At 72.4% G+C, this 18,291-nt stretch carries 15 protein-coding genes; 8 read left to right on the forward strand and 7 right to left on the reverse strand.

The genetic code is table 11. The features are described 5' to 3' along the window. Positions 1-292 precede the first annotated feature (292 nt). Positions 293-1,684 (reverse strand): hypothetical protein, encoded by a 1,392-nt coding sequence (locus K7862_RS31845; protein ID WP_262414137.1) that lies wholly within the window; start codon positions 1,682-1,684, stop codon positions 293-295. Between the two features lie 224 nt (positions 1,685-1,908). Further along, on the reverse strand, positions 1,909-3,579 hold the full coding sequence (locus tag K7862_RS31850) for an esterase-like activity of phytase family protein (protein WP_222968389.1): 1,671 nt from the start codon (positions 3,577-3,579) through the stop codon (positions 1,909-1,911). Positions 3,580-3,945: 366 nt separating this feature from the next. Here K7862_RS31850 and K7862_RS31855 point away from each other — a divergent pair, with 366 nt between their 5' ends. After that, positions 3,946-6,318, forward strand: coding sequence for a pectate lyase-like domain-containing protein (locus tag K7862_RS31855; protein WP_262414138.1), 2,373 nt, complete (start codon positions 3,946-3,948; stop codon positions 6,316-6,318). Between the two features lie 125 nt (positions 6,319-6,443). Here the strand turns inward: K7862_RS31855 and K7862_RS31860 are convergent, their stop codons facing one another. After that, a complete protein-coding gene (locus K7862_RS31860; RefSeq protein ID WP_222968391.1) occupies positions 6,444-6,764 on the reverse strand; it encodes a GYD domain-containing protein in 321 nt (106 codons plus the stop codon). Positions 6,765-7,112: 348 nt separating this feature from the next. Between K7862_RS31860 and K7862_RS31865 the strand changes: the two genes are divergently transcribed. The 4 genes from K7862_RS31865 (at position 7,113) to bla (ending at position 11,114) form a co-directional block, all read left to right on the forward strand. Continuing rightward, the gene (locus K7862_RS31865) at positions 7,113-8,321 is read left to right on the forward strand and encodes a hypothetical protein (RefSeq protein WP_308012302.1); all 1,209 of its coding nucleotides are present in this window, start codon (positions 7,113-7,115) and stop codon (positions 8,319-8,321) included. A gap of 108 nt (positions 8,322-8,429) precedes the next feature. Next, positions 8,430-8,879: a DUF7144 family membrane protein gene (locus tag K7862_RS31870; RefSeq protein WP_372461708.1), complete on the forward strand. Its 450-nt coding sequence runs from the start codon at positions 8,430-8,432 to the stop codon at positions 8,877-8,879. 110 nt (positions 8,880-8,989) lie between these two features. Further along, the gene (locus K7862_RS31875; RefSeq protein ID WP_222968393.1) at positions 8,990-9,964 is read left to right on the forward strand and encodes a YhjD/YihY/BrkB family envelope integrity protein; all 975 of its coding nucleotides are present in this window, start codon (positions 8,990-8,992) and stop codon (positions 9,962-9,964) included. A 226-nt stretch (positions 9,965-10,190) separates the two neighbouring features. Further along, positions 10,191-11,114 (forward strand): class A beta-lactamase, encoded by a 924-nt coding sequence (gene bla, locus K7862_RS31880; RefSeq protein WP_308012303.1) that lies wholly within the window; start codon positions 10,191-10,193, stop codon positions 11,112-11,114. Positions 11,115-11,189: 75 nt separating this feature from the next. Here the strand turns inward: bla and K7862_RS31885 are convergent, their stop codons facing one another. From K7862_RS31885 to K7862_RS31895, 3 genes are all read right to left on the reverse strand, one after another. Continuing rightward, positions 11,190-11,915 carry a hypothetical protein gene (locus K7862_RS31885; RefSeq protein WP_222968395.1) on the reverse strand — a complete coding sequence of 242 codons (726 nt, stop codon included), beginning with the start codon at positions 11,913-11,915 and terminating at the stop codon, positions 11,190-11,192. Positions 11,916-12,032: 117 nt separating this feature from the next. Beyond that, positions 12,033-12,926: a hypothetical protein gene (locus K7862_RS31890; protein ID WP_222968396.1), complete on the reverse strand. Its 894-nt coding sequence runs from the start codon at positions 12,924-12,926 to the stop codon at positions 12,033-12,035. Positions 12,927-13,384: 458 nt separating this feature from the next. Next, complete coding sequence (locus K7862_RS31895; RefSeq protein WP_222968397.1) at positions 13,385-13,990, reverse strand: DUF998 domain-containing protein; 606 nt, start codon at positions 13,988-13,990, stop codon at positions 13,385-13,387. 172 nt (positions 13,991-14,162) lie between these two features. On the opposite strand from K7862_RS31895, the gene K7862_RS31900 reads away from it, so the two are divergent. After that, on the forward strand, positions 14,163-14,639 hold the full coding sequence (locus K7862_RS31900) for a SigE family RNA polymerase sigma factor (RefSeq protein ID WP_222968398.1): 477 nt from the start codon (positions 14,163-14,165) through the stop codon (positions 14,637-14,639). Positions 14,640-14,644: 5 nt separating this feature from the next. Beyond that, a complete protein-coding gene (locus K7862_RS31905; protein ID WP_222968399.1) occupies positions 14,645-15,454 on the forward strand; it encodes a hypothetical protein in 810 nt (269 codons plus the stop codon). A 96-nt stretch (positions 15,455-15,550) separates the two neighbouring features. On the opposite strand, the gene K7862_RS31910 is transcribed toward K7862_RS31905, so the two are convergent. Beyond that, positions 15,551-16,840, reverse strand: a complete 1,290-nt coding sequence (locus tag K7862_RS31910) for a YhgE/Pip domain-containing protein (protein WP_222968400.1) — start codon at positions 16,838-16,840, stop codon at positions 15,551-15,553. A gap of 528 nt (positions 16,841-17,368) precedes the next feature. On the opposite strand from K7862_RS31910, the gene K7862_RS31915 reads away from it, so the two are divergent. Continuing rightward, entirely contained in the window at positions 17,369-18,247 is an 879-nt protein-coding gene (locus K7862_RS31915; RefSeq protein WP_222968401.1) for a helix-turn-helix domain-containing protein, read from the forward strand. Positions 18,248-18,291: the final 44 nt, after the last annotated feature.

The following is an 18,291-nucleotide window of genomic DNA, read 5'->3' on the forward strand; positions in this document are numbered from 1 at the left end:
GCCCCTCGTCCGGCGCCGCGGATGCGAGGGGCGCTCCTGTTCCGCCGCACTTCCGGGGCCTGTCCTGCGTGGTGCCGGCTCCGGCAGCGGCTGGCCGAAGACAACCGGGCATTCCGCCCGGATATTCCCATACACTCCGCAACCGCTTGTAAAGCCGCGATAAGCGTCCACGGGCTGGGACACGCGCAGTCCGCGGGCCTCGACGTCCTCGGGCTCCCGGCGCCCGGCGTCCGCACGGGGACGGCCGGCGCCGCGACTGCGGGCACCGGCCGTCCTGGGCTTCGCCGGAGCCTCAGTTCACGGTGAAGTAGTAGTCGTAGGCCGTCAGCTGGATGCCGTCCTTGGTCGTGGCGTAGACGTCGAGGTCGTGGAAGCCGTCGTTCGCGGGCGTCCACGTGATGTGCGCGGTACGGCCCGCCTCCGCCTTGACGGTGACCGGGGTGCCCCAGTCGAAGGAGTAGGTGTAGCTCACGACGTTCTTCACCTTCGGGGTGAACGTGAAGGCCCCCGGGACGCCCACACCGCCGCCGGACGCGTTCTCGGCGTAGACGTCGGAACCGACCGTGGGCGTGGTGTCGAAGACGACGTTCCACCACTGCTCGGCGCTGACCCAGCCGTTCGCGCTCGTACTGCTCACCTGGACCCACTCGCCGTCGGCCCCGTCCAGGGTGAGCTTGGCCGTGGCGCTTCCGTCGGCCGAGGCCGGCACCTGGACCGTACGGTCGTTCTGGCCGCCCGTGGTCTTCACGCTGTAGCTCACGACGGGGCTCTTGGCCTGCAGTACGGGGTCGGGCGTGAGGTCGAAGGTCGTGGGCCGGTCGAACTGCGGCTTCTCGACGGGGGTCACCGTAGGCGCGTGGGAGGCGAGGAAGAAGCTGTAGCTCGTCTCGTCGATGGACCGGTCGAGCGCGCGGTCCAGGCTGATCACGTAGAGCGTCGCCGGTCCCGAGCCGGACGGGGGGATCAGGTTCACCGTGGCCGAGCCGCCCAGGGAGTCGGCTCGCACGAAGTACCTGGTGTCGGCGTACGGGTCGATCGGCTGCGGGATCCCGTGGTCGCCGATGTTCGCGCCCCCGGCGACGGGAAGCGGGTTCATCCAGCCGAACTCGAACCCGCCGACGTCGCTCACGCCGTTGGCGCCGAAGGTGAACTGGACGGGCTCGCCGCCCTGGTTGGTCTGGTTCTCGGCGTAGTTGGCGGAGGTGACGGTCGGAGGCACCGACGGCCGGGTGTTGTCGACGGTGAAGTAGCAGGGTGCCGACCAGTCGGAGGCGTCGGTGCCGGCGAGCGTCTGAGCCTGCCAGGCGTACGTCTGCCCGTCGGTCAGTGCCGAGGCGGGTGCCGTGGCCCACGCCTCGAACCCCGCGGTGGCGTACTGGTCGCTCAGGCTGGTGACCTGCGTGGGGTCGGCCACCGGCCAGAGCTTGAACTGCTCGCTGAGCCGCGGCGTCGCGTCCGGGTCGGTGTATCCCGGGACGCCCTCGAGATCGACGCCCGAGCCCGCCCACACGTACACGGGCGCGTCGGGATCGTGCGAGCAGGTGGAATAGGCGTTGAAGAGGTCCGTGGGCGTGGTCGGCGTGCCCGTCGCCGCGTCGGCGCGCGGCGTCGCCAGGAGTGCCAGGCAGAGCGCCCCCGTGGCTCCGAGGGCGACACGCGTTCGTGCCCGCCAGGACATGGTCATGATGATGTTCCCTCCCCTTGTGCCCGTATGCGGCGGTTCCGTCGCACTGCGTCACGGGCACGACCAGGCAATGGTAGGAAGAACCGTCCGGAGGCGCTGGGAATATCCGGCGGCCCTCGGCGAGGCTCCCGCCGAGGCCGGACGGCGCATCCCGGCCGGTCCGGAGCCGGCGCCCGGCCGGGCCGCCCGCTTGGCTGGGGCGGGCCCGGCGATGGGGCGGGGCGTCAGTGGACGTGGATCGTCACGGTGACGGTCTTGAGGACGGCCGGCAGCTTCGTCGTGTCGACCTTCAGGATCTCGCCGCTGTCGCTCCGGCCGGTGGGCGGCAGCACCTTCTGGTGGACGGTCCACTTCCCGTCGGGGTCGACGGCGATGGTGTCGATGCCGAAGTCGTCGTCGTTGGACAGGTACAGCGTCCGCCCGGCGTCCGCGGTGGCGACGCCCTCGACCTTGTCGTGCGCGAAGAACGCGCCGCTCGGGTCGAGCTGGCTCACCAGCGTGCCGACGTTCAGGTACGGCTGCTTCTGCGCGACGTTGACGCCGGCGCCGGTCAGCGCCGTCAGCGCGGCGTTCGTACCGTCCTTCCCGACGAACGCCTCGGGGGACTTGCCCCCGATCGTCAGGCCGCTGACGTCCGTCGCGCCGTTGACGTCGACCTCGTAGAGGGACTTGCGGGCGAACGGCTCGTAGTTCCCGTCCCGTTCGTCGACCAGGAACTTCGTGTCGGACACCGCGGTGATCTCGCTGTTCGCGTCGCCGGTGTCGTTCGGGTCGTCCAGCAGGTACAGGTACTGCCTGGTGCGGAACGTCCGCAGGTCGACCGTGACGATGCGGGTGGCCGCCACGTTGCCGGCCTTGGTGCTGCCGAGGTCGGGCTGCTGCAGCGCGGACTGCATGACGCCGACGAGCGTCGAGCCGTCGGGCGTGACCGTCAGGCCCTCCATGCCCTTGTTCTTGGCGCGGTAGGCGAGTTCGGACGGCAGGTGGCCGAGGATCTTGTGCGACGCGTTGTCCGGGCTGTCCTTGTAGGGCGTCAGCCGGCCGAGCTCGTAGCCGTTCGCGTCGAAGTGCGTGATGTACGGGCCGTACTCGTCGGAGACCCAGAACGTGCCGTCGGGCAGCGCCACCAGGCCCTCGGAGTCGTAGCCGTACGGGTCCTTGGCGACCGGCGTGGGCGTGCCGTCGGCGTTCGTCGCCGCGACGTCGTCGATGACCTCGCTGGTGTCGTGCGGCGGGCGGCCGCTGTACGGGACCCCGCCGAGGCTCTTCGGCCCCTTCAGGGTGACCTTCCCGACCAGTTCGGCCTTGCCGCCGGTCAGCTTGAACTCGCCGATCTGCGGCGTGAAGTCCAGCAGCATCTCGGACTTGTTGCCGTCGGGGGCGTCCGCGTTCGGACCGCGGTCGGTGAGGCCGTAGAAGAGGCCGGACCGGCCCGGCACCGGGGTGAGCGACGAGCCGTAGCCCTCGCCGGAGATGTCGGTGGTGGTGCCGTTCGGGCCGGCGACCTTCGCGAGCGGCGCCAGCGGCGCGCCGTTCGCCTGGGTGTCCTTGAACAGCTCCACGGCGTCGGTCGTGGTGTACGTGAAGGTGTCCGTGCCCGTGAAGCCGGCCTTCGGGGTGTACGTGAACGAGCCGTCCGCGCCGACCGTCACCGAGCCGTCGGCCGGGGCGGTGTGCCGTACGACCGCGGTCGCGCCGTGGTCGTTGTGCAGGACGTTGCCGGTCACCGTGCCGTGGCCGGAGTAGGAGTCGGCGACCGCGCCGAAGTCGTGCGACGGGGCCGACAGCCAGCCGCCGGCCTGGGCCGCGGCGGTGCCCGCGCCCACCACGGCGAAGGCGACACCGATCGCCACCGCGATCCGGACGCGCTTGCGGGAGAAGGGTCTCGAAGACATGGTCCGAACCTGTCGGGCCATGGTGAACCGCGAGGGGCCCGCGGGTGAATGCCGGGTTCACAACGCCCCGGAGTTCCACCGCACTTCGCGCTCCCACGTGCGACGGCGCCGACGATCCGTACCGCGCGCGCGACCCACCTCAAGCAATCCCGTCCGACTTCTTGACGGTCGGCCGGGGCCCCCTGACACTGCCTTACGGATCCGCTGCCCCTTGATCCGTAAATTGAGAGCGTTCTCTGGAAGGGAATCGCAGGCAGAAACAGAAAGTCTCCGGCGGAGTTCAAGGAGAAGTGCGCGATCTGCCCCCACAATCCGCGCCGACTCGGCGTTCACCTCGTGAACTCGGGTGAAAGGACCCCCCACTTGATGTCCACATCCCTCAGCGACACCCCCACCGGTCACGCCGGGCGGACCAGACGCCGTGCCGTCGCCGCGCTCGGCGCCCTGGCCCTGCTGCTGGCCGGGCTGCTGGGCCTGTCCGAGACGGTCGGGACCGCCTCCGCGGACTCCTCGGACTACACCCAGAGCGTCAGCCAGACCAGCAGCACCCAGGCCCAGGTCACCTTCACGCCGACCAGCACCTCGGCCTACGTGATCATCCACTACCTGGTGAACAACACGAACCAGCAGAACGTGCAGATGACGGCGGCCGGTTCGGCCTGGAACTACACCGTCGGCGGTCTGGCCGGCGGCTCGGTGCTGTCGTACTCCTTCACGTACACCAAGAACGGCCCGCAGTACGACTCCCCGTGGTTCTCGTACACCCAGGGCGGCGGCACCACCACGCCCCCGCCGGGGACCGTGGCCACGCCCACCTTCAGCCCGGGTGGCGGCAGTTACACCTCCGCCCAGTCGGTGACGATCTCCGACGCCACCTCCGGCGCGACGATCCACTACACCACCAACGGCTCCACGCCGACGGCCTCCTCCGCGACCTACGGCGGCGCGATCAACGTCGCCGCGACCACCACGCTCAAGGCGATCGCGGTGAAGTCCGGCTCCACCGACTCGGCGGTGGCCAGCGCCACCTACACCATCGGCGGCACCCCGGCGTCGTGCCCGGCGCAGTCCGACACCCCCGACTTCGGCTCGAACGTGCACGTCTTCGACCCGTCCATGGGCAACGCTGCCATCCAGTCCCAACTGGACGCCCAGTTCAACCAGATGAAGGACACCCAGACCGCCCAGTTCAGCGAGAACCGGGTGGCGGACCTGTTCAAGCCCGGCACCTACGGCGTCGAGGACAACGTCGGCTTCTACACCTCCGTGGCCGGCCTCGGGCAGAACCCGGACGACGTCACGATCAACGGTGACGTCACCGTCGACGCGTTCAACGCCTCCGACGCGGGCAACGCCACCCAGAACTTCTGGCGTTCGGCCGAGAACCTCGCCATCAACCCCTCCAGCGGCACCGACCGCTGGGCCGTCGCCCAGGCGGCGCCCTTCCGCCGCATCGACGTGCACGGCAACCTGGCCCTCTACCCGGCCAGTTACGGCTACGCCAGCGGCGGCTACATCGCCGACACCAAGGTCACCGGCCAGGCGTCGTCGGTCTCCCAGCAGCAGTGGTACACGCGCGACAGCAACCTGGGAAGCTGGGCCGGCGGCGTGTGGAACATGGTCTTCTCGGGCGTGAACGGCGCCCCCGCCACCACCTTCCCGAACCCGCCGGAGACCACCCTGGGCACCACCCCGGTCTCCCGCGACGTCCCGTACCTCTACATCGACAGCTCCGGCAAGTACCACGTGTTCCTGCCGAGCCTGCGCACCAACGCCTCCGGCCCGAGCTGGGCGAGCGGCAGCACCCCGGGCTCCTCGCTGCCGATGAGCCAGTTCTACGTGGTCAAGGCCGGTGACACCGCGGCGACCATCAACAACGCGCTCGCCGCGGGCTGCAACCTGTTCGTCACGCCGGGCGTGTACCACCTCAACCAGACGCTCAACGTGACCAAGGCCAACACCGTCATCCTGGGCATCGGTTACCCGACCTTCGTCCCGGACAACGGCGTCAACGCGATGCAGGTCGCCGACGTCGACGGTGTCCGCGTCAAGGGGCTGCTGTTCGACGCGGGCACCACCAACTCCCAGGCGCTGCTGACCGTCGGGCCGTCCGGCTCGTCGGCGAGCCACGCGTCCAACCCGACCACGATCCAGGACGTGTTCTTCCGGATCGGCGGGGAGATCGCGGGCAAGGCCACGCAGAGCCTGGTGGTCAACAGCAGCAACACGATCATCGACCACATCTGGGCCTGGCGGGCCGACCACGGCAACTCCGGCACGGTCGGCTGGACCACCAACACCGCCGACACCGGCCTGACCGTCAACGGCGCGAACGTGCTGGCCGACGGCCTGTTCGTCGAGCACTACCAGAAGTACGAGGTGGTCTGGAACGGCCAGGGCGGCAAGACGATCTTCTTCCAGAACGAGAACCCGTACGACCCGCCCAACCAGGCGGCCTGGATGAACCCGTCGGGCGTCAACGGCTACGCGGCGTACAAGGTCGGCGCCAACGTCACCAGTCACGAGGCGTGGGGGCTGGGCAGCTACTGCTACTTCAACGTCAACCCGTCGGTGAACAACTACCACGCGTTCGAGGTGCCCAACACCGCGGGCGTGAAGTTCCACGACGTGCTGACCGTCTCGCTCGGTGGCGTGGGCACCATCAGCCACGTCATCAACGACACCGGGGCGGTGACGGCGTCCAACACGACGCCGAGCAACGTCGTCTCGTTCCCGTGAGCGGATTCCGCTGACGCCCCAGGGCCCCGCCGGTGATCCGGCGGGGCCCTTCGGGGGTCTTCGGGAGTCTCCGGGGCCCTCGGGGTCCTTCGCGGTCCTCGGGGGTCCTTCGCGGTCCGGCCCGGCTAGGCCTTCGGCGGGTGGAAGGTGACCTGCCTGCGGGTCGCCTCGTCGATCTCCTCGATGGTCAGCAGAGGGGTCGCCATGGTCCGCATGGCGCCGCTCGCCTTGACCATCATGCTCACCGCGGCCATGGAGACCGTGTCGGGCAGATCGATGATCATCACGGCGTCGTGCTCCCCGTAGGCGTAGTACATCGCCTCGACGGTGCCGCCCATGCCGCCCACCGTCTCGTCGACGGCTCTCCGGCGCCCGGTGCCGCCCTCCTTCAGCAGGCCCTGCGCGCCCTCGGCGGTGTAGCTGGCCTGGATCAGGTACTTGGCCATGCGGTGCAGCTCCTTCCCTCCTCGATCCACCCCCGCGATCCACCCCCGCGATCCACCCCCGCCGACGACCCCCGCCCATCACCTTCGGCCGCCCAGCGGCTCCGGGCCATCCGCCGGAGCCCGAACGGGTGAGGGCCGTTCCGGCGTGACGTGCGGATCAGGGCCGTCCGGGGGGAGTGCCCGCACCCGGATGGGGGTGCCCCGCCGCCCGACGCACCGGCCGCGGGCGCTCAATGGGAGGAGAACCGTCGTCGGGCTCCGGGAGCGGGCATGAGCACCCAAGTGCCTCCGGCCGATCCCGGGCCGCCGGAACGGTCGCCGGCAAGGACCGCGGGACGGGTGGCCCGCGTGACGGCGTCTGGGGTGCTCGCCGTCCTCGCGTGCGTACTGGTGCCGCTGGCGCTGATCGCGGTCTGGGTGCACGACATCGCCCTGGACACCGACCGCTATGTCGCGACCATGGCCCCGCTGGCCAGGAACCGGGCCATCCAGGACGCCGCCGTGGTCCGCATCGCCAGGGCCGTGGACGTGCGGGTCAACGGGCCGGCGGCCACCGCCCAGCTCGCCGCCTGGCTGCGCTCGCACGGCCTGCCGCCCCAGGCCGCCCAGGCGGTGCAGAACCTCGGCCCGCAACTGGACACCGCGGTGGACGACGCGGTCCGCAAGGCCGCCACCCGCGTCGTCCGCAGCGACCGTTTCCCACGGGTGTGGGACCAGGCCAACCGCCGGGCCCACACCGCGATCGTGCAGGTCCTCACCGGGCAGGGCCGCGGCGCGGTGGACGTCAGGGACGGCACGGTCGTCCTCGAGGTCGGCACGGCGGTGGACACCCTCAAGAAGCAGCTGGAGGACGAGGGGCTCGCCCCGGCCAAGGCCATCCCCTCCACCGACAAGGAGCTGGTGCTGTTCAGCTCCGACCAGCTCGGCAAGATCCGCACGTTCGCGCACGTCCTCGACGTGGTCGGGAACTGGATCATCCCCGCCGTCGTCGTGATCGCCGCGGCCGGCGTGCTGCTGGCCCGGCGCCGCAGACGGGCCCTGGCCCGCGTCGCACTCGGCGCCGCGGTGGCCTGCCTGATCGTGGCGATCCTGCTGTCCGTCGCCCGCGGCTACTACCTGGACCACCTGCCCGCGCAGGTCCAGTCCCGGGACGCCGCCGCGGCCGTCTTCGACACCCTGGTCCGCTTCCTGCGGCAGGCCCTGCGCACCGCGATCGCGCTGGGCGTCGTCCTCGCCCTGGGCGCGTACCTGGTCGGCCCCGGCCGGCTGCCCGTCGCCGTGCGCGGCGGCTGCGAGCACGCGGCCGACTCCGTCGCGCGCTGGGCCGACCGCCACCAGGTCCGCACCGGCCGGGCCGGCACCTGGACCCTGCACCACCGCAGGTGGCTCACCCTCGGTGCGGTCATCGCCGTCGCGATCGGCTTCGCGGCCTGGAACACCCCCACCGCCCTGGTCATCCTCGGCCTGGTCCTGATCCTCCTCGCCCTCCTCACCGTCATCGCCCTGCTGGCCGCGGGCGGCCGCGTCACGGACGCCGCCGACCGGCCGGCGGCGTGACCGGAACGGGCAGGCGGGAGGGGGTCTGCCCGGTCTGACATGCCGTCCGTCCACTCCGATGGCACGCTGGAACGGCCGGCACCTGTTCGCCCATGTGGAGGAGCCGAGATGACAACCATCCACGGCCAGCGGGACGACATCGGCCACGCCCACGGCGGGGGTCACCACACCAGCAGCGGCTGGCGGTCCGGCTGGGTGATCTTCGCCGCGGTCATGCTGCTGTTCAACGGCGCGATGTCGATCCTCGAAGGCATCACCGCGATCCTCAAGGACGACGTCATCGTCGTCACCCGCAACTACGCGTACGCCTTCGACCTCACGACCTGGGGCTGGCTCCATCTCGCGCTCGGGATCGTGCTGGTCCTGGCCGGGGCGGCCCTGTTCAACGGCGCCCTGTGGGCGCGCGTCGTCGCCGTCATCGGCGCCGGCGTCTCGATGGTCCTGCAGTTCCTGTGGCTGCCGCACTACCCGCTGTGGGCCCTGGTGGTCATCGCCCTCGACATCTTCGTCATCTGGGCCGTCTGCACGATGGACCGGCCGCGGACCGCACCCCGGTAGCGGGCCGGAGGTCCCGCGCGCGGTGTGTTTTGCGGCGCTTGCCCCGTGTCGCCCGGGCTGAGACCCGCGGTCTCCCCTAGGCTGATGCGCCCCGACAGGAACCGCAGGGCATGGAGGGCAGGACGGCCGGCATCAACCGTGAACGCCTGTTCAGACAGCTGACGTTCTGGCTGCGTCCGCCCTTCGTGCTGCGCGTCGTCAACCGCTTCCAGAAGGTCGCGGGCTTCGACCGTTCGATGGCACTGGCCTCCAGCGCGCTCACCGGGCTCGCCCCGCTGCTGATCCTCAGCAGCGCCGTGCTCGGCGGGGACGTCGCCGACCAGGTCATCAAGCGCTACCGGCTGACCGGGGGAGGCGCCGACGCGGTGCGGGCGGTGTTCTCCGGCGAGGGCACCAGCGCGGGGGTGAACGCCTTCAGTGTGATCTTCCTGGCCATCTCGACGCTGAGCTTCGCCCGGGCCACCCAGCGGCTGTTCGAGCAGACCTGGGAGCTCAAGCCGCTGAGCGTCCGCAACACCCGGAACGCCCTCGGGTGGATCGTCACCCTCGCCGTCTACACCGCGGTCACCGGCCTGCTCTACGGGACCCTCGGCGGCGGTGGCCACTTCGGCCTGAAGGCCGCAGTGTGCGAGGCCCCGATCACCGGAGTCTTCCTCCTCTGGAGCGGCTGGATCCTGTCCGCGCGGCGGCTCACCTGGCGCGCGCTGCTTCCCTTCGCGGCCACCGCCGGCGTCCTGACCGCCGCCTACTCGGTGGCCGCGACCGTCTACCTCCCCGCCCTGTTCAACTCCCAGGCGTCCCGCTACGGCGCGGCCGGCGCGGTCTTCGGAACGGTGTCGGCGCTCTTCGGCGCCATGCTCGTCCTCGTCCTCTCCGCCGCGCTGGGCCGGGAGGTCCGCGACGAACTCGACCGCATCAGCCGGGGGGACCGACCTTCCGAGGACGAGGTCCGCCGGCAGTGGGACCGCGTCGTCGAGCAGACCCGCTCGCGCTGGCACAGCGCCCGCAGACGGAACGCGAACACGAACACGAATACGAACTCGGACGCGGACTCGGATTCAGGCTCCGACTCCGCGGAGGCGTGAGGGGGCCGCTCGTGCGGGGTCCGGTGTCGCGGACGCCGCTGCTTCGGCGAGGTGCGGTGCGTGCCGCGCCGCGTGGCGTGGGTCTTTGACAGGGCCGGAGCCGGCGGCGAGGCTGCCGGGCATGGTCCGTTCCGCACGCCGAACCGGTTCGACGCGCCGGCCGATCCGAGTCCGCGCCCGTGCCGGGTCACGGGGGCACGCCGGTGCCGTTCCGGCGGCGGCCGCCGTGCTGGCCCTGGGGCTGCTCAGCGGGTGCGGGGGCGGCGCGGCGTCCTCCCGGGCAGCACCCGCGGCCGGCAAGGGAACGGCGACCGGGTCCGCGTCCGCCTCCGCGGGCCCGTCCGACGGCGCGGCCCCGTCCGCCGACGCGTCCTTCCAGGACCTCGAACACCGCTTCCACGCCCGCCTCGGGCTGTTCCTCCTCGACACCGGCACGGGCCGCACCGTCACGTACCAGGCCGACCGCCGGTTCGCGACCTGTTCGACCGTCAAGGCGCTGGCCGCCGCGGCCCTGCTCCGGAAGGACGACGACGCCGACCTCGCCCGCACGATCCGCTACAGCCGGTCCGACCTCCTCGACTACGCCCCTGTCACCTCCCGGCACGTCGCCGACGGCATGCCCCTGAGCGACGTGATCGCCGCGGCCCTCCAGTACAGCGACAACACCGCCGAGAACCTGATGCTGCGCGAACTCGGCGGTCCCGCCGGTCTGCAGCGGGCGGTCAGGGAGTTCGGCGACACCACGACGCACGTCGACCGCACCGAACCGAGCCTCAACGAGGCGGCACCCGGCGACGTCCGCGACACCAGCACGGCGCGGGCCCTCGGCACCGACCTGCGCGCCCTCCTCCTCGGCCCGGCCCTGCCCGCCGCCCGCCGCGCCCGGCTCACGGACCGGATGCTGCACAACACCACCGGAGGCCCGTACATCAGGGCCGCGCTGCCCCAGGGGTGGAAGGCGGCGGACAAGACAGGCAGCGGCGGCCACGGCACCCGCAACGACATCGGCGTCGTCTGGCCGGCCTCCGGCTCCCCGATCGTCGTCGGGGTCCTGAGCGACCGCGACCGGCAGGACGCCCCCTCCGACGACGCGCTCGTCGCCGACGCCGTCCGCACCGGACTGACCGCGCTGCGCGGACCGGCCTCCTGACCCGCCGCCCCCGCCGCCCCCGCCGCGGGGACCTCCGTGCCGTGGGGTCTCCGTGTCGTGGGGACCCGCACCCCGTCATCCCCAGGCGGCGGCGTTGTCCGCGGGCCAGTACGTGACGTCGAACCCGCCCTGGTCGTCCGCCGCGAGCCCGGGGGGCCCGGGGAGGGGGGACAGGCAGTGGCAGCACAGCTTGTAGCCGCCTCCGTGGCGGGGGTCGGTCTGCCAGCTCACCCACTCGGCGGCCTCGTCCGCCGTCAGCACCTGCATCCCCGCCGCCCACGTGGTGCTGCACACGCCGTGGTGGGCGAAGGCGGGCAGCCCGGCCTGGCACCACGGCGAGCCCACCGGCTCCGCCCGGCCCACGTACCGGGCCACCCGCGGGCAGACGCTCCGATGCAGCGTGGTCTTCCCCGCCGCGTACGGATAGCGGTCCGGGTCCGCCAGACGCATCTTGTGCACGAACGACTCGGTGGCGATCGCGTCGAACTCGGCCCGGGCGCCGAGGCACACCGGGCAGCCGTGCGGGCAGTCGTACCCGAGGATCTCCGTCTCGCCCTCGGCGTCCTCCGGTTCCGGCGGGCCGACCCGCAGGGCGAGGGTGTCCAGCGCCTCGGCGACCTGCTGCCCGCTGATGTACCCCTGCGCGACCATGCCGATCATCTCCTTGACCGCGGAGACCTCGACCACCGTGAGCAGGCCGCCCGGGGCGTAGGGGGTGCGGGCGGAGTGCACGCCCCAGACGAACCAGTCGTCCGTGCGCGGTCCTTCGAACACCACCTGGTCGTTCACTTCGAGGAGCACACGAACCTCCCGTAATGGCTGTGCAGGCCGCAGGGCCGTCTCGTTCCGGCGCCGGTGCCGGCTGTCCCCCGGTGCCGGCGGTCGCCGCCGGGGCTCAGCCGCGCCTGGTGGCCGGCGTCAGTGCTTGCGTCGGCGCCGGCGTGGGACCTTCGGCTCGCTGGGGCGGATGAGGGTGATCTGGCGGGACAGGAGGAGGAAGCCGGCCAGGGCGGAGAACGGTGGCAGGCCGGCGGTGGCGCTCGCCGTGATCGTCCGCGGTGCGTCGGCGACGCACAGGGCCATGGCGATCGCCGAGAAGAGGACCACCGCGACCCACCCGGTCCTGGCCGGCCGCCGGTGGGCGGTGGCGTGCAGGACGGTCAGGCAGCCGGCCAGCCACGGACCGTAGACCAGCAGGGGCCACAGGTCGTCCAGACCGTGGGCGGTCGGCGAGGCCAGCGTGCGCAGGGGCCCGTACGAGACCATCGCGCCGAGCACGCTGATGGTGCCGGCGACCCCGCCCGTGACGACCGCGATCGAGACGCCGAGGCTCAGCGCCCGCCGCAGCCGCACGAGCCGGGGGCGTTTGCGGCGGTGGCTGAGGCGGCTGAGCCGGTCGACCGGGGGTGTCGCGAGGACCACCGGGGGCGCGGTGGGCGGGCCCGCCGGGGGCGCCGGGGGCGCCGGGGGTGCCGGGGGAGGGACCACCTGGGGGGCCACGGGCGGGACGACGTGGGCCGTGGCGTAGAGGTTCTGCGGCGGGACCGGCTCCGCCTCCACGATCACCGGCTTGAACAGGTGCTGGAACTCGGCGTCGAGGTCCCACTGCGTCGTGGTGTCGTCCGGCCGGGGTTCCGGGAAGAGGTCGGCGAGGCCGCCGGTGGGGAAGTCGTGGAGGCCGCCGGGGCGGGAGTCGGCGAGGCCGCCCGGGGGGACGGCGGCGAACCCGCCGGGGTGGATGTCTGCGGGTCCCCCGTCGTACGGGAAGAACTCGTCGGTCCCCACCGTCTGGTGGAGGTCGTACTCATACACGTCGAGGCCGTCCGTGGTGCGAGTCGTGCGGGTGCGCGGGGTCCGGGTCCCCGGGGGGTGCGGGGGCCGCGAGGGGGGCGGGGTCCGGGTCCGCGAGGGGTGCGGGGTTCGGGTCCGCGAGGGGCGCCGGTTCCGCGGACCGGGCGGGATCCGGCGGGGTGCGTCCCGCGAGGGAGAGCAGGCCGCCGAGCAGGGCGCTGTACGGCAGGGGCAGGTCCGGGGCCGGCGCGGCGTCGGACCCCGCACCGCGTGCCGTCTCCCGGCCGTTCTCGGGAGTGAACGCCTGCGCAGGCGTGGTGCGGCCGCCGGGGACCCGGCCCGGATCCCCGGAAGTCAGTTGGCCAGAGGGCGTGTTCACACCCGATCAACGAGTGCGGGGGTGGGACGAGGACGGCGCAATCGGGTGAAGTAGCGTGACGCGCGGTTAGACCGTTTGCCACGGGGGTTCCCCGGCCCGGTCAGATACGCCGCGGGTGGAGCAGGCAGGACACGACCACGACGGCGGGCCACAGCGACTGCAGGGCGGTCAGCACGCGCTCGGCGATGCCGGCCGGGCCGTTGAGCTCCAGCTCGACCAGGAACCACGCGGCCCCGACCACTATCACCGCCGTCGCCGTGATGGACGGCACGGGACGCAGCGCCCAGGGCACACTCGTGCCGCGTGCGGCACCCGCGCCGCGGAAGCAGGCCAGGACCGGCCACACGGCCAGGAGCGAGAACCCGACCGTGACCACGGAACCGTGCGGGAACGAGCCGCCGCTCTTCGGCGCCGGGAACAGCGCCAGCACGATCGCGGCCACCCCGCCGGCGCCGAGCGCCACCCGCCCCAGGGGAGCGGCCGCGCGCAGCCCGAAGGCGGTCGTCAGGTAACACATGCCGAGCACGACCAGCATCGTGGTGAGCGCCCAGTACTCGGACCTGCCGCCGGCCGCCAGCACGCTGATCGTCTCGGTGACGGGGTCGTACGTGGGCCCCTGCAGTGCTGCCGCCGTCATCGACCCGCCGACCAGCACGGCGGGAGCGCACGCGGACGACAACACGGCCCACCAGGTCACCCGTCCCATGAACCCACGGTAAATCGCCCCGGGCCCTCCCCTTCCGCATACACGCGGACATATCCCCACCCCCGCCTCCCGAAAGGCACTCGCCCGCGGCCCGCGCATCCCGGCACCCACGGCTGCAACGCGGGCGCCTCACCGACTCGTCTGATGGGTGGTGTCCGGGAGGAGGGGCTGCGTGGAATTCGAGGAGTTCGCCCGCGCGGAGTGGGCGGCGTTGCGGCGTACGGCGTTCTGGCTGTCGGGGAACTGGCACACCGCCGAGGACCTGGCGCAGGCCACGCTGATCAAGGTGTACGCCCGCTGGTGGACGCTGCGCCGCCCGGCGAGGGCCGCGGCCTTCGCGCGTTCGACTCTCGCCCGCACGTGGATCGACTGGCAGCGCAAGCGCTCGACGGGGGAGGTCCCCGCCGAGTACGTGGCCGACCGGGCCGCCGAGGAGAGCGACGTACCGCTGCGGCACGCCCTGCTGACCGCGCTGGAGTCGCTGCCCGCGGTCCAGCGCGCGGTGGTGGTGCTGCGGTACTGGGAGGACCTTCCCGTGGACGAGGTGGCACGACTCCTCGGCCGCAAGCCGGCGACCGTGCGTTCGGACGCGGCACGGGGCCTGGCCGCGTTGCGGGAGACGCTCGAAGAGAGAGGCGCCCTCAGGTGACGGACATGACGGACATGACGAACATGACGGACCCGGCGAGCGCGGACGAGGTGAAGGACGCCATGACGCGTGCTCTCCGGGGCGAGGCGGGGGGCGCACCGGACCTGGCCGCGATCCTCGTAGGCGGCAGGCGGCGCCGTCGCGCCTTCCTGGGGAAGGCCGTGCTGGGTGCGGCCGTACTGGCTGTCGCCGGCCTCGGCGTGGGGTACGGCGTGACGCACGGCCGGACGGGCGCGCAGCAGCCGGACGTCGCGCCCGCCCCGGCAGGTCAGGCCAGGACGCCGTCGCCGCCGCCTCACGACAACAGCCACGCCAACCTCGACCGGACGCACGCCGCCGTGCGCGCGGCGCTGGCCGGCCGTCTGCCCGCGGGGATGACGCTGGAGGACGGTGACGGTCCGGCCGTCTTCCGGCTGGTGCGATCCGATGGGACGGTGACGTCCCTGGGCGCGGAGGTCGGGTATCAGAACCTGGCCGGCATGCCGAATCCCTGCACGGGTTCCCGGTACAACACCGACTGCCGGCCCGTCTCCCTGGCGGACGGCTCCCGGGGGTGGGCCTGGGAGACCGACGCCGCGCTCGCGGAGGGACACGCCGTTTCCGTGGCCGTGTACACCCAGGACGGCCAGGCCTGGGGACTGGAGGACAGCGCCACGGAGGTGGACCCCGCGACGTCCAAGCTGGAGAAGGGCAGGCCCCTCACCGAGGACCAGTTGATCTCCCTCGTCTCCGACCCGCAGGTGATGGCCGCCCTGAAGCAGGTCCCCACGGACCAGCTCACCTCCACCCAGACGGGCCGCCCCTACCACCTGTGAAGGTCACGACGGGAACCCCGTCCAGCGCGGGCCGCCACCGGATGTGTCAGCCCGCCCCAGTCCGGTCGGTGCCGGGAGGCGCGAGCCGGAACCGCGCTACCCGGCCTCGGTGAAGACCATGCGCCGCAGCCCCTTGCGGTCGTAGTAGGTGGTCATGGCGAAGCCGAAGGCCAGGGCGAGGGCGAAGCCGATGGCGATCATGGTCCAGCCGCGGCTGAGGCCGGCGTCGGCGCGGGCGTCGAAGTAGAGGACGGCGCGCACGCCCCCTGCCACCTGGCGGAAGGGCTCGAAGAGGGCGAGGAAGCGGTAGAAGCCGGGGACCGCCTGGAGGGGGACCGTCGCGCCCGACGAGGGCAGGGCCAGGGCGACGAAGACGAACATCGAGACGATCTGGCCGATCCCGCCGAAGGCCGCGTTGATGGCCTGCACGCCCAGCCCCACCGCCAGGCTCGCGCAGTAGGAGAAGATCCACAGCAGCGGGATGTGCGACGCGTCCATGCCCAGGACCGCGATGGTGGCGACCATCGTCAGGCTGGTGGTGAGCACGGCGATGGCCGCCGACATGATCATCTTCAGCAGGAGCGTCTGCGTGCGGCTGATCGGCACCGTCGGGCGGCGCGAGTGCCACGGCCCGATCTCGTTGTCGGTGTAGCCCAGCCCCGCGTCGACGCCGTTGTTGATGATGTTGCCCCCGACGAACGCCGCGAGCACCAGGAGCAGGGTGTAGTAGAAGGCGGTCAGGCCCAGACCACTGTGCCGGCCGATCGGATGCCCGGGCCGGACGGTGACCGTGACCGGGTCGGCCAGCAGGGCGCGCAGGGTCGCCTCCGCGCCCTTGGCGCTCGCCTGTGCCGACAGTTGCCGCCCGATGACCAGCGAGCTCTGGTGCGCGGCGGTCTGCGAGATCTGGCTGGCCAGGGACGAACCGAGGCTGCCCAGTCCGGGGTTGGTGAGCACCGTGAGGGTGGGCCGCGCCGTGGCCCGGGGAGTGGTCAGCGCGCCGACCGACGTCGTGAAGCCGGCCGGGATGACCAGCGCGCCGTAGATCCTGGCGGACGCCAACTGGTCCTGCATCTGCGCCTGGCTCAGTCGGCGCCACTCCACCGCTGTCGACGGCGTCGACGTGACGACCGCGCGGCTCAACTGCGCGCCCAGCGGCTGTTGCTGCCCCGGCAGCGGTGGGCCCTGATCCGAGTCGACCAGGGCGATCGGCAGCCGGCGCAGGCTGTCGTTCGGATCGACGATGCCGCCCATGTAGAGCAGCGAGAGGAACAGCGCCACCAGCGAGGACAGGACCGTCGGCACGATCCACAGCCGGCCGTGCCGGGCCACGGCGAGAGCGCGCGCCGACGGCGGCTGCTGCTGCCCGGAACCCGCTGCGGTCATGGCACTCCGTCCGGCTGCCGGCCCGGCGCTGCCCCGGCCGTGTCACGGACGATAGCCGCCGTGCCGCCCGCCGCCGGAACACGACACGATCGCGAGCGCGCGGCGCCTTCCGGTCACGCGTGCGTGGGTGCCGCCGACCGGTCGTCCCCCACATGCGACTCCACGTTCCCGCAGGTAGCGTGGATGTCGCCCATTCGGCGTAAGGGACGGCGCCGGGCCTCGGGCGGCCCTCGAAGCGCCCGACGTCCGGAGCGAGCACGTCCCGCGACACGTGCGCGGAGGCCGGGGCCGAAACCCGCCCTCTCCCGCCAGGAGGAACGGCATGCAAGGGCTCCACCACGACGTGGCGCGGCTGCGGCAATGCGTCCGGGAGACGGGTGGGTGATCACGGGTGGCGGGGGCCACCTGACGAAGTCCACCTGACGGGGACGGGACGGCGGGGGTCCCAGGCGTGGCCCTGCCGAGGCTGGTACCGGCAGGGCCACCCACGGCCCCGGACACCGCACCCGCGAGAGCCACACTGGAGCCATGGACAGCCGAAACGAGCTCGCCGATTTCCTGCGCACCCGGCGTAGCCGTCTCACCCCTGACCAGGCAGGACTGCCCGAGGACGGCCGCACCCGCCGGGTTCCCGGACTGCGCCGTGACGAGGTCGCCCGGCTCGCCGGCGTCAGCACCGAGTACTACACACGGCTCGAACAGGGGCGGTCCCGCAACCCCTCACCGGAGGTCCTCGACGCCCTGAGCCGGGCCCTCCACCTGGACGCGTCCGAGGCGGAGCACCTGCGGGACCTGCTGACCCGGCCGAAAGCCGCCACGCACCGCACTCCCACCGGCCCGCAGCGCGTCCGCTCGGGCCTGCACCTGATGCTGCAGACCCTGCAGCACGTCCCGGCGTACGTCCTCGGCCGCCGGACCGATGTCCTGGCGTCCAACCGGCCGGCCCGGGCCATCCTCACCGACTTCGAGGCGTTGCCCGTGCCGGCCCGCAACCTGGCGCGCTACTACCTGCTGGACCCGTCCGCCCGGGAGACCGTCGGCGACTGGGAACGGATCGCCGCCGAGACCGTGGCGATCCTCCGCCTGGAGGCCGGACGCCGCCCCAACGACCGGCAGCTCGCCGACCTGGTGGGCGAACTCATGCTGCGGTCACCGGAGTTCACCACCTGGTGGAACGACCACCGGGTGCTGCGGTGCACGCACGGCGCGAAGATCCATCACCACCCCGTCGTCGGCGACCTGCACTTCGACTTCGAGTCCTTCCCGGTGCCCGGGGACGCGGAACAGACGCTGTACGTCTACAACGTAGAACCGGGGTCGGCGACCGAGGAGGCGCTGCGCCTGCTCGAGTCGTGGAACAGTCCCGCGCCCGACCGCGCGTCCCCCGAGCTTCGGCCCTCAGTCTGACGCCGCCAGCGAGACCACGGCCCAGGCCCAGCCAGGTTCAGGCC

Source organism: Actinacidiphila acidipaludis (assembly GCF_019890725.1).
Lineage (GTDB): Bacteria > Actinomycetota > Actinomycetes > Streptomycetales > Streptomycetaceae > Actinacidiphila > Actinacidiphila acidipaludis.